Below are 13,669 nucleotides of genomic sequence, written 5' to 3' on the forward strand. Positions count from 1 at the left end.
GGTGCTGGGATGGGGGCGACAGGTGCAGGCTTTTTTTTGTTCGGCGCGGCAGCGTATGGCTCTTGGGCTCTGTGCATGGCAGCGATCCTCCCGGCGCCAAGCTAGAGCATTTCCGCGTTCCAATGAATCGCGAAAATGCTCTAGCTGATTGTTTTGACGTGTTTTCTTCACGCCGCCGGGGCGGCCACCTCAGGCCGGGACGCTGGCAGTCTCGGCGAAGCGGTCGGCGAGGGCGCGGATCACCGGGATCTGGGCGGGAAGCTCGCTCCAGTAGCGGCGGTGCAGCTCCAGGTTCACCACCGTGCCGGGGGAGAAGCGGCAGCGGGCGGCCACGTCATCCCATTTGATGCCGCCCCAGCCCACCGGCAGGTGCAGGTCGCCCTCGCCCAAGGCAAGGCGCTCGGCCTCGTCCATGGTCCAGCTCTCCAGCGGCCGGCCGAAGCTGTCGTGCACATGGACGTGGCGCACAAAGGGGGACAGGGCACTGATCTCATTCAGGAAATCGACCCGCGCCTCGGTGGCGCGCAGCAACGCATGGCTCACATCCAGGGTGGCGCGCACATGGGGGTGGTCGAGGGCGTCCAGCTCGCCGGCAAGGCGCGAGGGCAGCGCCGTCTCGCGCATGGGCTCGAAGCGGAAGATGTTTTCAACGCAAAGCGTTACGCCCACCTCACCCGCCTTGTCGCCGGCCCGCGCGAGGGCGTCGCGCTGGCGGGAATAGGCCACGTCCACATCGTCGTCGCCGCGCACGCAGCCGGTGTGGAGGACGAGGTTGACCGCCCCCAGGGCGCCGGAGATGGCGATCATGGCATCCAGCAGCGCTTCATGGCGGGGCAGGCGGGCCTTGGGGGACATGAGATTGATGGCGAGCGGCCCGTGCACCGTGTAGCCCAAAGGCCGCTCCCGGGTCATCCGCACCAGCCGGTCGAGACGGTCCTCAAGCACCCGCCCGTCGACCACGAGGGTCCAGGCGAAGGCCGGAAGCTCAACGAAATCAACCCCCAGGGCCTCGGCCTCGTCGAGCTTTTCCGGCAGGTCCTCGAACTCCGGCGCGGTGGCGCGGATCGAATAGCCGATGCCGCGGATGGCGGCGGCGGGCGTGCGGGCATCCATGGTGGATCTCCAGATCAGCGCCGCCGGGCGCGGCGGTAGGGGCATCGCTGCGCCACCATACTGCAGGACGATGACAGTCGTGCAGGGATTAGCGCCGCATCGGGAGGTTCATCGCCAGCGGCCGGGTTCAGGCCGATTCCGGTTCGGTCTGCCCATTGCGCGGCCCGGGGCGGGGCCCCAGGAACGCGTCGAGGAAGGCATCGAGCCAGCGGCACACCGCCCCGTCATAGCGCCCCCAGCCATCCAGATGCGCCTCCCGGGGCTGGGCGCCGGGGCTGGTGAGGCGGTGGGCGCCGCGCTCGGTCCAGGCGCACATCATCTCCCGCGTCACCTCGGGATGGAACTGGAGGCCATAGGCGGTGCCGCCATAACGGAACGCCTGGTTGGGGAAATCCGCCCCGGTGGCCAGCAGGTCGGCCCCCGCAGGCAGGTCGAAGCCCTCCGAGTGCCAGTGGTAGACATGGCTCGGCCACGGCATCAGCGCGGCGCCGGCGTCGGTGGGTTCGAGCGGATAATAGCCGATCTCGCAGGCACCGGCCTCATGGGGGGCGACGCGGGCGCCCAGGGCCCGGGCCATGAGCTGGGCCCCGAGGCAGACGCCAAGGCTGGGGGTGGTTGAGGCCAGCGCCCGCTCCAGCAGGCGGATTTCTTCGGTGATGAAGGGGCTGGGATCGTTGGCGCTCATGGGACCGCCGAACACCACCACCCCGTCATGGCCGTCGAGCCGCTCGGGCAAGGCGTCGCCCAGGGCCGGTCGGCGCACGTCCAGGGCATAGCCGCGCCGCTCCAGGCGCTCACCGATGCGGCCCGGCGTGGAGCGCGCCTGATGGAGCACCACCAGCACGGTACCGGCCGCAGGCGCCAGGATGTCCCGCTGCAAGCTTTCCGGCTGCACGTTTGCCGCCCGCGCGTTTTCCGCCGGTTCAGGACCCGCCGGAGTAAAGCCTGGGACCGAGCTATTCCGGTTGCTCACCGCCTGTTTCCGTCTCCTCCCGGACCTCGCGGCGGATGCGGATGCGATCGCGCGAGCCGACGTTCAGAAGCTCGGCCGCGCGCCACACGAGGTTGTCCTCGAATTCGCTCAGGCCGCCATCGGCATAGGCGACCTCGAACATCATCTCCACGATGCGGCGGCGGCCCTCGTCGTCCAGTGCGCGATTCAGCACGCTGGTGAAGGCATAAAGATCCACTGCCTCGGCATCCTTGGCAATGGCAAGCTCGACCAGGGCCTCGCTCTCCTTCTCGTCCAGGCCGAAGCGGTTGGCGAGGATGGTCCGCAGCACGGCCTGCTCCTCCACCGTCACCGCGCCGTCGATGGACATCACGTGCACCAGCAGGGCGGCCGCGGCGAGGCGATAGTCGTTCTCGTCGAACGCCGCCGCCTCGCGGGCGCCGCCGGTGATGTCGGTGATGAAGTCGGAGAGGGTGCGGAACATGCGCCTTCAATCCTTGGTCGGGGCTGATCCGGCTGTGCCATGCCGCCTTTCGGCGCGCAAGAGCGGCGTCCAGGGCGGGGTCGGGCGCCCGACGAAATTAAGGTTGGAACCCGGCCCTGCAGACAGAGTTTACCTTACAGCAGACCGAAGATGAAAGCCTTCGCCTGTCTGCAAGGTTGATGCGAATGATCGCTCACGGTCCAGATCGCAAGCGCTCAAGCTTCCCACATGATCGGTGAAGCTTCTGTTCTGATCGGCTCAACCTGAGCCATTCGCGAATTCTTAAATTCCGCGAGGAGGAAAATATGAACAAGATGCCGATTTATGCTGCCGCCGCGACGCTTCTTCTTTCCACCAGCGCCATGGCCCAGACCATGACCCCTCCCGCCATGCCCAACACCCCGGCTGCCACCACCCCGATGACGCCGGGCGCGACCTCGGGCCAGGGGAGCCAGGCCTTCATCCAGCAGCAGCGCGCCGACCAGCACCTCGCCTCCACCCTCATCGGCATGTCCGTCCACGGCGCCGCCGACGAGAATCTGGGCGAGATCAATGACCTGGTCCTCGACCGCAACGGCAATGTCTCGGCCGCGGTGATCGGCGTGGGCGGCTTCCTTGGGGTCGGCGAGAAGGATGTGGCGGTGCCGTTCCAGGCGGTGGAAGTCACCCGCAACACCGACGGCAAGAATCGCCTGGTGCTGCGCAAGACCAAGGACGAGCTGAAGGCGGCGCCCGAGTTCGCCAAGTACGAAGCGGCGCCGGCCACCACCGGCAGCGTGACCACGCCGGCCCGTCCGGTCACCACGCCGCCCGCCACCACCCGCTGATCGGCGGCGCAAGACCGGACATCCGCAGCACCGGTGTTTCGGGGGCGAATGTCCCGGCAGGGAGACGGGAGCCGGCAGGCTCCCGTTTTCATTTGCCCGCGGGCCTGAGTACACCCACGCGGCGCCCGTGTCCCCGTTTGAAATGGAGCACCGTCGCCGCTCCCCTCTCGCTTGCGGGGGAGGGTTCCACGGTGCGCCCAGTCGGAACATCGGAGTTTCAAACTGAGACACCACCCGCCTCCCGCATCATGGATCCGCCGCCGCGGAAGCCTTCAAGGTTGAATCTGGCGCCCCATCAAGGGCATTGTGGCGGCCCGTTCGCTGCAGGAGCATGGATGAACCTGTCCAGCCGGGGCCTTGCCGGCCTTTTCCTCAAAGTCATTTCGGAATCGCGCTCGCTCGCATCGCGGCTTGGCTTCGCCTGCGTGGTGCTGGCGGCGGCCTTCGGCCTGCGCTACGGGCTCAGCCTCTCGCTGCGGGAACTGGCACCGTTCCTGTTCCAGCTGCCCGCCATCATCGTCGTCACGCTGATCAGCGGCGCGCGGGTGGGCTTCGGCGCCGTGGTTGCCCTCGTGCTCGCCAATGGCGCCCTGTTGCCGGCCGACGCGTGGAGCGATCTCGGGCGCGATTTTGGCAACATCCGCAACGGCAGCTTCGGTGCGGTGGCCGGCCTGTTCTCCTTCACGGTGAACGCTCTCGGCCTGTGGATGATCGGCACGCTGATGCGGGTGAGCGTCCGCCGCCTGAACGCCACCCACGGCGCGCTTCTGGCGGCGGTGACCGAGCAGAACACCGTGGTGGCCACCCTTGAAGCCCTGCTGCATCATGCCCCCGTGGGCTTCGCCTTCTTCGACGGCCGGCTGCGCTTCATACGGGTCAACGAGACGCTGGCGCGAATGGTGGGCATTCCGGCCGGCGAACATGTGGGCCGCTCCCTTGCCGACATGCTGCCGCAGCTCTCCGACGCGATCACACCCGGACTGGAACAGGTGCGCGCCAGCGGCGGCGTCCTCGCCGACGTGGAGGTGGAAGGCGCCACCCCGGCGGCGCCGGGCGTGTGGCGCCACTTTCTGGTCAGCTTCTTCCCGGTGCGCACCCAGGGCGAGTCCATCGGGCTTGTGGGCATGATCGTCACCGAGATCACCGGGCGCAAGACCGCCGAAAAGGCCCTGGCCGAGAGCGAGCAGCGCTACCGCCTCCTCGCCGAGGCCCTGCCCAAGATGGTCTGGACCGCCACCCCCGACGGCAAGGGCGACTATTACAACCGCCGCTGGGGCGAATATACCGGCGTCACTCCTCCGGCGGGCGTGGTGGCGGAATGGCACACCTTCCTGCATCCGGATGATCAGGCCCCCGCCCTCGATGCCTGGAAGGGCTCCCTCGCCTCGGGCGATTCCTACAGCCGCGAGTGCCGGTTCCGCGCCGGAGACGGCAGCTATCGCTGGTTCCTGTGCCGCGCGGTCCCGGTGCGCGACGACGACGGGCGCATCGACCGCTGGTACGGCAGCTGCACCGACATTTCCGAGATCGTCGCCGCCCGCGAGGCCCTCGCCCGCACCAACGAGGACCTGGAGCGCCTCGCCAGCGCCCGCACCGTGGAACTGGCGCGGGCCAATGCTCTGCTCAAGCAGGAGATGGAAGACCGCCTGAAGGCCGAGGCGCAGCTGCGGCAGGCCCAGAAGATGGAGGCGGTGGGCCAGCTCACCGGCGGCATCGCCCACGATTTCAACAATCTGCTCACGGTCATCATCGGCAATCTGGAGGCCGCCGAGCGGCGCGTGCCCAGGGACGACGCCAACAAGGACGCCACCGACATCCGCCGCTTCCTCGACTATGGCCGCCAGGGCGCGCTCCGGGCCGCTACCCTGACCCAGCAATTGCTCGCCTTCTCGCGCCGCCAGCCGCTGGACCCGCGCCCCACCGACATCAACAAGCTGATCACCGGCATGTCCGACATGCTGCGCAGCGCGCTGGGCGAGCGGGTGACGGTGGAAACGGTACTGGCCGGCGGCCTCTGGCGCGCCGAGATCGACCACAACCAGCTGGAGAACGCCATTCTCAACCTGGGGGTGAACGGGCGAGATGCGATGCCGTCGGGCGGCACGCTTACCATCGAGACCGCCAACGCCTATCTCGACGCGGCCTATTGCGCCGCCCACGAGGACCTGGAGCCGGGCCAGTACGTGGCGATCTTCGTCTGCGACACCGGCTCCGGCATGGCGGAGGAGGTGCGGGCGCGGGCGTTCGAGCCCTTCTTCACCACCAAGGGCCCGCGCGAGGGCACCGGCCTCGGCCTCAGCCAGGTCTACGGCTTCGTCAAGCAGTCGGGCGGCCACGTGATGATCTACAGCGCCCCCGGCGAGGGCACCACGGTGAAGCTCTATCTGCCGCGCCATCCCGACGACGTGGCGAGCGAGCCGGTCGCCCCCCACCCGGATCCCTCGCGTCACGCCGGCGCCGCCCGCGTGCTGCTGGTGGAGCACGACGCCGCGCTCCGTGCGCTCAGCGCCGCGACCCTGCGCAATGCCGGGCACACGGTGGTGGAGGCCGCCGACGCCGCCTCCGCCCTCGCGGCGCTGGAGGCGGGCGCAGAACCCGACCTGCTCTTCACCGACCTGCGCCTCGGCACGGACGCGGAGGAGAACCCGATGGACGGGCGCCATCTGGCCGAGGAGGTGCAGCGCCGGCTCACCACGGTAAGGGTGCTATTTACAACCGCGTATGCGAAAAATGCCGCCGTTCATCATGGACGGCTGGACCATGGGGTGCGCCTCCTGACAAAGCCGTTCACCCAGGCGGAGCTGGTGGCGAAGGTGAAGGACGTGCTGGAGGCGCCGGGAAACCGCGGCACCGTACTCCTGGTGGAGGACGAGCCGTTCGTCGCGATGGTGGCGCGGCAGATCCTGGAGGATTACGGCTTCGAGGTCACCGTGGCATCCCACGGCCACGCCGCCCTCGCCCACGCCGAGGCCGCGGTGGCGGACCTGTCGCGCAACGCTTTGGTGCTGGCGGTGGTGGATGTGGGCCTGCCCGACCTGCGCGGGGACGAGGTGGTGCGCCGGCTCGGCACCCTTGCGCCCGACCTGCCGGTCATCATCGCCACCGGCTACGGAACCCAGGAACTGGAAGGCGAGTTCGGCGGCTCGCCGCGGATCGCGCTCATGGGCAAGCCCTATGACGGCGCCACCCTGCGCAGCGGACTGCGCAAGCTCGGCTTCGACATCGAAAGCGAATGAGGGAGCGGGCGACGCCCACTCCCTTTACGGCAGGGCGATCAGCGCCGCAGCAGGATCTGGCCCAGGATGACGCCGACGCCGGCGGCGATGGCGCAGGCGGTGATGGGCTGCTCCCGGATGCTCTCGCGCAGGGTCAGATACTGGCCCTCGGCCCAGTCGGACACGTCCTCGGCAGCGCTCGACGCCTCGCCCTTGGCACCCTTGACGCCATGTTTGGCGGTCTTGCCCAGGGTGTCGATCAGCTGGGCGAAATCGGCCCGCAACTGGTCGAGGTCGGCGCGGACGTCGCTCAGGCTGGGCTCGGCGGTGGTGCTCACGATCTCGGGCTTCTGGACCATGTGGTGTCTCCACGGATGAACTTGAGTGACGAACGGCCGAACGGCCCCCAAAGGGAGGCCTCGCGAACGGCTGACAGGCCCGGCCGCACCGGACACGCGCCCTTGCTATAGAGACGACCGTCGCGGCCCGATGGTTCCAGCCCGCCCCCCGATACGTCGTCAGGCGGACTTCGCCTTGAGGGTCTCGGGCGCGGCCTTCGCCTCGTGGAAGAACAGTGCCTGGGCGATGGTGGCCTTCACCGTCTCGGTCAGGAACGGCTTGGTGATGAGATAGGTCGGTTCCGGCCGCTCGCCGGTGAGCAGGCGGTCCGGGAAGGCGGTGATGAAGATCACCGGCACGTTGAAGCTCTCCAGGATCTCGGTCACCGCCTCGATGCCCGATGAACCATCGGCGAGCTGGATGTCGGCGAGCACCAGGCCGAAATTGCCCGCCCTGGCCAGCTCCACCGCCTTGGAATGGGTGGGCGCGACGCCGATGACCTCGTGACCCAGTTCGCTCACCAGGGTCTTGAGGTCGAGGGCGATCACCCACTCGTCCTCGATGATGAGGACGCGGGTGGCGATCTGGCGGTCGATCTCGCGCTGCGCCGCCACCACCTGCGCCTCCACCTCGTCGAGGGAGGTGCCCAGGATGTTGGCGGTCTCGGCGAAGGAGAAGCCCTCCATGGCGGTCAGCAGCAGCGCCACGCGCGAGGACAGGTCCATGGCCTGGAGGCGCTGGTCGGCGCGCGAGGGCACCGCGCCGCCTTGCGGCTGGCGGTTCCACACCTCGTGGAACGCCTTGTAGAGCGCGACCCGGGGCGAAACGGCGGCATCCACCGCCACCTTGCGGTCCAGGATGGCCTGGAGCGTGTTCTGGACCAGGAGATCGCCGGCCGCCTGCGAGCCCACAAGCGCCCGCGTATAGCGCCGCAGGAATGGAAGCTGCTTGACGAGCGAGTTCGATACCATGCGAAATCCCTTGGAACTGACGTGTTGGAATCCGGCTTGCCGGACCGGAACGGGCAAAGCGCGAACTTTCGAAGCGCAAACTTTGCCGGAAGCCGGACCGCAAGCTCAAGCGACAGCTGTCAAACCCTCGTAACGCCCAAGCGGCACAGGAAGTTCCCGCGTGCGGGAACCTTGGGCCACGCATCGCATTATACTGCGTGCGCAGACGAGCTTAAGCGGCGAGTTTCCGGTTTGCGCCGGAGGCCGCAAAAAAGAGGCGCGGACACGGGGTTCCGGCCAGTCGGAGCATCCGCGGTCCTTGCGGAGCGATCATGGATTTGGGCAAGGCGGAGGCCACGCGGGCACGCCACAGGGAGCGCAGTGCCATATTTGCATCGGCCGCCGGGCAGCCCCGCACGCTTTTCGACAGCGTCCGCCGCCGCCTCGTCCTCGTCGTCCTGCTTGCGCTGGCGCCCATCGCGGTGCTGAACATCGCCCAGGGCGTGGCCCAGCTCTCGGATGCCCAGGAGGATGCGCGCCAGCGCCTGCTCCAGCAGGCCGTGGCCGCCGCCGGCACGCAGCAGAACATCTTCGCCTCCACGGAAAACGTGCTCTATGCGCTCAAGAACGTGGAAGAGGTGCGGACGTCGGGGCCCACCTGCGCAGCCACCCTGCGGGGCGCCACCATCAGCCTGCCCTTCGCCGCCAATATCGGCGTGCTCGACGCCCAGGGCCGGGTAACCTGCGCGGCCCTGCCCTTCCCCGGCCGCGCGGCGGGCGACGAACTCTGGTGGAAGGATGCTATGGCCAGGACCGGCTTCAGCCTGGTCGGCCCGGCGCGCAGCCCCGGCGCCAATCTGGATGTCCTGGTGGGCGTCCTGCCGCTGCGCGACGCCGCCGGACGGCTGGAAGGCGCCATCGCCCTGGGCATCGATATCAGCTGGCTCGACAACCTGCTGAGGCAGCAGACCCCGCCCTCCGCGGGCATCGTCGCCCTGTTCTCCAGCCGCGGCCAGGAACTGGTGTCCAACGCCCGGGCCATGAGCGCCGCCTTGTTCCAGCGCGAGCTGTTCCAGACCGCGGGGCAGGACCTGCGCAGCAATCTCTACGACAGCACCGACCCCGCCGGCCGGCACTGGACCTTCGCCACCGCGCCGCTGGGCCGCGACGGACTCACCGTGGCCTTCGCCATGCCGTCCGACCGGCTGTTCGGCTGGACCTTCGTGACGGTGGCGGCGAGCATCGCCCTGCCGGCGCTCATCATCGTCCTGTCCCTGGCCGCCCTGTGGGTGGCGGTGGACCGCATCATCCTGCGCTGGCTGCTCTATCTGCGCCGGGTGACGGCGGTCTATGCGCAGGGCCACTACGGCTTCCGCCCCACCCGCCTCGATGCGGCGCCCTCGGAGTTCCGCGTGCTCGGCCATTCGGTGGAGAACATGGCCTTCGCCGTGCGCCACCGCGACGCCCGCCTGCGCGAGAATCTCGCCGAGAAGACCGCGCTGGTGCGCGAGATCCACCATCGCATCAAGAACAGCCTCCAGGTGGTGGTGAGCCTGCTGAGCCTCTACGGATCGGGCATCGGCAAGAGCGAGGACCGCCGCCGCTTCGACCAGCTGCGGCTGCGGGTGAACACCCTCGCCCTGGTGCATCGCATCCTCTACGAGGCCAACGACGGCTCCCAGGTGCACCTGCGCGAGCTGCTCGGCGAACTGGCCTCGCTGATCGAGGGCAGCACCGATGCCAGCGTGCGCATCACGGTGGAGGCGCAGGACGTGCCCCTGCCCACCGACATGGCGGTGCCCCTCGCCCTCATGGTGGTGGAGGTGGCGCTGAACCTTGCCCTGCCGCAGGGCACCAGCCCCGCCCCGCTGGTATTGAGCGGAAGCCGCAGGGATGATCGCCTGCACCTCGCCTTGCGCAGCGGGGCCGGACGCTGGGACGAGAAAGGCTCGACCACCGACCTCGCCACCGGCTTCGCCGCCCAGCTCGGAGGCAGCCTCAGCCGCAGCGATGAGGTGGGCGGAGGCATGGTGGTGGCCGGGGACTTCCCCTGCCGCATGGGCACCGCACCGAAGACCGTCCAGAGCGATTGAGATGTCCGCGAGTCCGGGGCCACGAGTCCGGGACCACAAGTCCGGGCCGCGAGCCGTCATGGCGGGCGCGGTACCTGCTGCCGCCGGCCATGACTGGACCGGACCGTTGGCGCCATGCGATCCGCCGAAAATGACTGTTTTTCCTTGGGACTGCACGATCGGCGCGGAAGCCGGCTCAATCTTGGGCGGTTCAATCGGAACCGGAGCCATCCTGGCTCGTTGTCCTCCGAGCACGCGCTGATTGGCCTGCGCACCAAGCTGACCGGACAACGCGTTGTTTTTGGATTGGGAGACGGATTCGCCGGAACACCTGATCGGATCCGGCTCCAGGGGTATCGCCGTGGCGATATGGCCCCCATTGGCAGGAGCGAGAGCACATGGACAAGGCTCGAACCAAGGGCACGTCGCAACGCGGGTTCGCCGCCATGGATGCGGAGAAGCAGAAGGCCATTGCCCGCAAGGGCGGCGAAAGCGTTCCCGCGGAAAAGCGCAGCTTCTTCCAGAACCGTGCGCTGGCGGCGGAAGCGGGACGCAAGGGTGGCCAGAGCGTCGCCGACGAGCATCGCAGCTTCTCTCGGGACCGGACGCTGGCCTCGCAGGCCGGACAGAAGGGCGGCCAGAAAAGCAGCCAGTCGGGCGGCACCCCGCCCACCGGTGGGACCTCCTGAGCGCCGCCGCCGGATACCGACGCCGGAGACGGAACCGGCAGGCCCTTTGCGACGTTGACTGCCATGGACACTGGCCGCGCTTGCGTGCGGTCCAGGGTCGTGCGGTCAAGGTTCGTGGGGTCCAGGTTCGTGGGCACGTCCCCGTTCGGCAAGGGGCCGGCCGGGACCGGTGATTTCGGGGAGGGCGCTACCATGCGAGGGCTGTTCTTGTTGCCGCCGAGCCCCCTGGCCGGTGCGCCGGATGACCGGGCGCTCCGTATAGGATCTCGGATGCCGTGACCGACCACTGCCCTTGCCACACCCCGAGTTGCCCAACCGACTCGCCCGAAAGATAGGCCGCCGAATGGACTTGCTCGCGGATCGCGAAAGGGAAAGCCCGGAAAGGGGTCGTCGAGAGATGGATGCCGCCGCCCTGCGCACGCAGGTGCTCGAATTCCTTCCGGCGCTGCGCGCCTTCGCGCGGTCGCTCACCCGGAACCGCACGGAAGCGGACGACCTGGTGCAGGAAACCCTGCTCAAGGCCCTGTCCAACATGGACAAATTCGATCCGGGAACGAACCTGCGCGCGTGGCTGTTCACCATCCTGCGCAACACCTACTACACCGAGATCCGCAAGCGCCGCCGCGAGAACGACGGCATGAGCGCATTGGCCCAGCAGGACACCAATATCGGCCCCAGCCAGGAATGGTCGGCCACCCTCTCCTCCCTGAAGGAGGCCCTGGCCCGGCTGCCCGACGACCAGCGCGAGGCGCTGGTTCTGGTGGGCGCGGCGGGCCTCTCCTATGAGGAAGCGGCGGAGGTGTGCGGCTGCGCGCTGGGCACCATCAAGAGCCGGGTGAACCGCGCCCGCGCCAAGCTGCTGGTCCTCATGGGCGCCGAGACCACGGCGGACGTGGTGGAAGGCGACGCCGTCGCCATGTCCGCCGCCCGCAGCGTGGGCTGATTTCGCTCAATCCCGCGTGGGCTTGAACAAGGCCCACACCCTCAGTCCGGCTCCCAGCCGGGCGGGGCCAGCTCGAAGCCCTCGAAGTGGAACGCCGGCGCCACGGTGCAGCCCACCAGCGTCCAGTCCCCCCGGCTTTGTGCCGCCTGCCACGCGAACGGCGGCACCACCGCCTGCGGCCGCTCCCCCGCCTTGAGATCCGGCCCCAGCGCCACCTCGCGCCGCCCCTCGCCATCGGCGATGGCAAGCGTCAGCGGCGCGCCGGCATGCCAGTGCCAGACTTCGGCCGCGTCCACCCGATGCCAGTGGGAGCGCTGGCCCGCCTTCAGCAGGAAATAGATGGCTGTGGAGGCGCCCCGCCCGCCCCCCGCAGGCGCATCCCGGAAGGTCTCGCGGAAATGCCCGCCCTCCGGGTGCGGCTGGAGCTGGAGGAGGGCAATCACCTCCGCCGCCGACAGGCCGTCGCGCGCGCCGGCCATCATTCAGCCCTTGAAGGCGTTCTTGCGCAGCCGCAGCTCGGTGAACACGGCGGCCGGCTCCGCGCCCGCCATGTCGAGGCGTTCCGCCATGCCGGGATCGTCCGCGCGCAGGAACGGGTTGGCGGCCAGTTCGTCGCCCAGCCGCGAGGGGATGGTGGGGGCGCCGGCATCCCGCTTCTTCTGCGCCTCGCCATAGAGGCGGATGAGGGTGGCATTGTCCGGGTCCACCGTGGCGGCGAAGCGGGCGTTGGCGAGGGTATATTCGTGGCCGCTGTAGACCTGAAGGTCCTCCGGCAGCGCACGCAGGCGCTGGAGCGAGTCCCACAGCACCGGCGGCTCGCATTCCAGCGGCCGGCCGCAGCCCAGCGTGAACAGGGTGTCGCCGGAGAACAGCAGCTTTTCGCCCTCGAACAGGTAGGTGGCCGGGCCGGCGGTGTGACCGGGGGTCTCCAGCACCCGCCCCACCAGGGAGCCCACCGCCACCGGATCGCCGTCCACCACCGCCACGTCGAGACCGGGGATCTGGTCGGCCTCGGATTTCGGTCCCACCACGGTGGCGCCGAATCGCGCCTTCACCGCCGGGATGCCCTGGGTGTGGTCGGCATGGTGATGGGTGACGAGGATGTGGGTGAGGTTCCAGCCCTCCTTCTCCAGGGCCGCGATGACCGGGGTCGCCTCCGGCACGTCCACCACGGCGGTCGCCTCGGTAACCGGGTCGTGGATCAGGACGGCGTAATTGTCGGACAGGCAGGGGACGAGGCGGATTTCGGCTGGCACGGTCTCGGGTCTCCGGAGCGCGAGCGGAACGGCGTTCGACATCGCGCCCGAATGGGTTGCGGACGCGGCCGGCATGATCCTCTATTAAGCCGCCGAGCGGAAGAGCGGCCGGCGGGGTGTGCACACCCCCGCGTTCGGCAGACCGGTGGCGGCCGGGAGAAGGGGACCCATGTTTCTCGACGTCGTCGACCTGCGCAATTTCTACGCCCAACCCCTCGGCATCATGACGCGGCGCCTGCTGGGGCGGGCCATCCGCGCGCGCTTCGACGACGTGACCAACCTGCGCGTGCTGGGCCTCGGCTATGCGACGCCCTATCTCGGCGTGTTCCGCGAGGAGGCCGAGCGGTGCCTTGCGGTCATGCCGGCGGCGCAGGGCGTGGTGCGCTGGCCCTCCGCCGCGCCGACGCTGGCCACCCTCGCCGACGAGACCCTGCTGCCCTTCCCCACCGCCAGCATGGACCGGGTGGTGGCGGTGCACGCATTGGAGATGACTCCCAACGCCGCCGAGATGCTGAACGAGGTGTGGCGGGTGCTGGCCCCCGGCGGGCGGCTGCTGGCCGTGGTGCCCAACCGGCGCGGGGTGTGGGCGCGGCTCGACACCACGCCCTTCGGCAATGGCCGCCCGTTCTCGCGCGGCCAGGTGGTGACGCTGCTGCGGCAGGCCCTGTTCACCCCCGTGGGCTGGAACGAGGCGCTGTACGCGCCGCCGAGCCGCTGGTTCCTGCGCACGGCGGTGGCGTGGGAGCGCGTGGGCGCCCAGTTCTCTCTGCCGTTCTCCGGTGTGCTGGTGGTGGAGGCGACCAAGCAGCTCTACCGCCCCTGTCTCTTA

At 69.1% G+C, this 13,669-nt stretch carries 13 protein-coding genes; 6 read left to right on the top strand and 7 right to left on the bottom strand.

Annotated features, from left to right (window positions below; genetic code table 11):
• Positions 1–189: 189 nt before the first annotated feature.
• The 3 genes from K9U41_RS17810 to K9U41_RS17820 form a co-directional block, all read right to left on the bottom strand.
• The gene (locus tag K9U41_RS17810) at positions 190–1,113 is read right to left on the bottom strand and encodes a sugar phosphate isomerase/epimerase family protein (protein ID WP_282642219.1); all 924 of its coding nucleotides are present in this window, start codon (positions 1,111–1,113) and stop codon (positions 190–192) included.
• A gap of 127 nt (positions 1,114–1,240) precedes the next feature.
• Positions 1,241–2,008, bottom strand: a complete 768-nt coding sequence (locus K9U41_RS17815; protein ID WP_282642220.1) for a glutamine amidotransferase — start codon at positions 2,006–2,008, stop codon at positions 1,241–1,243.
• A gap of 61 nt (positions 2,009–2,069) precedes the next feature.
• Positions 2,070–2,549, bottom strand: coding sequence for a TerB family tellurite resistance protein (locus tag K9U41_RS17820; RefSeq protein ID WP_138401488.1), 480 nt, complete (start codon positions 2,547–2,549; stop codon positions 2,070–2,072).
• A 305-nt stretch (positions 2,550–2,854) separates the two neighbouring features.
• On the opposite strand from K9U41_RS17820, the gene K9U41_RS17825 reads away from it, so the two are divergent.
• Together K9U41_RS17825 and K9U41_RS17830 are read left to right on the top strand one after the other, a co-directional pair.
• Positions 2,855–3,376 (top strand): PRC-barrel domain-containing protein, encoded by a 522-nt coding sequence (locus K9U41_RS17825; protein ID WP_282642221.1) that lies wholly within the window; start codon positions 2,855–2,857, stop codon positions 3,374–3,376.
• A 335-nt stretch (positions 3,377–3,711) separates the two neighbouring features.
• The gene (locus K9U41_RS17830) at positions 3,712–6,612 is read left to right on the top strand and encodes a hybrid sensor histidine kinase/response regulator (RefSeq protein ID WP_282642222.1); all 2,901 of its coding nucleotides are present in this window, start codon (positions 3,712–3,714) and stop codon (positions 6,610–6,612) included.
• Positions 6,613–6,650: 38 nt separating this feature from the next.
• On the opposite strand, the gene K9U41_RS17835 is transcribed toward K9U41_RS17830, so the two are convergent.
• Positions 6,651–6,950, bottom strand: a complete 300-nt coding sequence (locus tag K9U41_RS17835) for a DUF883 family protein (protein ID WP_282642223.1) — start codon at positions 6,948–6,950, stop codon at positions 6,651–6,653.
• 159 nt (positions 6,951–7,109) lie between these two features.
• Complete coding sequence (locus K9U41_RS17840) at positions 7,110–7,901, bottom strand: response regulator (RefSeq protein WP_282642224.1); 792 nt, start codon at positions 7,899–7,901, stop codon at positions 7,110–7,112.
• Between the two features lie 311 nt (positions 7,902–8,212).
• Here K9U41_RS17840 and K9U41_RS17845 point away from each other — a divergent pair, with 311 nt between their 5' ends.
• The 3 genes from K9U41_RS17845 (at position 8,213) to K9U41_RS17855 (ending at position 11,584) form a co-directional block, all read left to right on the top strand.
• Positions 8,213–9,973 (top strand): sensor histidine kinase, encoded by a 1,761-nt coding sequence (locus tag K9U41_RS17845; protein ID WP_282642225.1) that lies wholly within the window; start codon positions 8,213–8,215, stop codon positions 9,971–9,973.
• Between the two features lie 377 nt (positions 9,974–10,350).
• On the top strand, positions 10,351–10,641 hold the full coding sequence (locus K9U41_RS17850) for a general stress protein (protein ID WP_138401494.1): 291 nt from the start codon (positions 10,351–10,353) through the stop codon (positions 10,639–10,641).
• Positions 10,642–11,038: 397 nt separating this feature from the next.
• The gene (locus tag K9U41_RS17855) at positions 11,039–11,584 is read left to right on the top strand and encodes a sigma-70 family RNA polymerase sigma factor (protein ID WP_149575837.1); all 546 of its coding nucleotides are present in this window, start codon (positions 11,039–11,041) and stop codon (positions 11,582–11,584) included.
• Positions 11,585–11,625: 41 nt separating this feature from the next.
• Here the strand turns inward: K9U41_RS17855 and K9U41_RS17860 are convergent, their stop codons facing one another.
• Both K9U41_RS17860 and gloB read right to left on the bottom strand, forming a co-directional pair.
• Entirely contained in the window at positions 11,626–12,063 is a 438-nt protein-coding gene (locus tag K9U41_RS17860) for a cupin domain-containing protein (RefSeq protein ID WP_282642228.1), read from the bottom strand.
• Between the two features lie 3 nt (positions 12,064–12,066).
• Complete coding sequence (gene gloB / locus K9U41_RS17865; protein WP_282642226.1) at positions 12,067–12,840, bottom strand: hydroxyacylglutathione hydrolase; 774 nt, start codon at positions 12,838–12,840, stop codon at positions 12,067–12,069.
• A gap of 169 nt (positions 12,841–13,009) precedes the next feature.
• Here gloB and K9U41_RS17870 point away from each other — a divergent pair.
• Positions 13,010–13,669: class I SAM-dependent methyltransferase (locus K9U41_RS17870; protein WP_282642227.1), on the top strand; the 660-nt coding region annotated here is incomplete at its 3' end.

Origin of the sequence: Xanthobacter autotrophicus (genome assembly GCF_029991245.1) — a bacterium.
In the GTDB taxonomy this organism is placed as follows: domain Bacteria; phylum Pseudomonadota; class Alphaproteobacteria; order Rhizobiales; family Xanthobacteraceae; genus Xanthobacter; species Xanthobacter autotrophicus_C.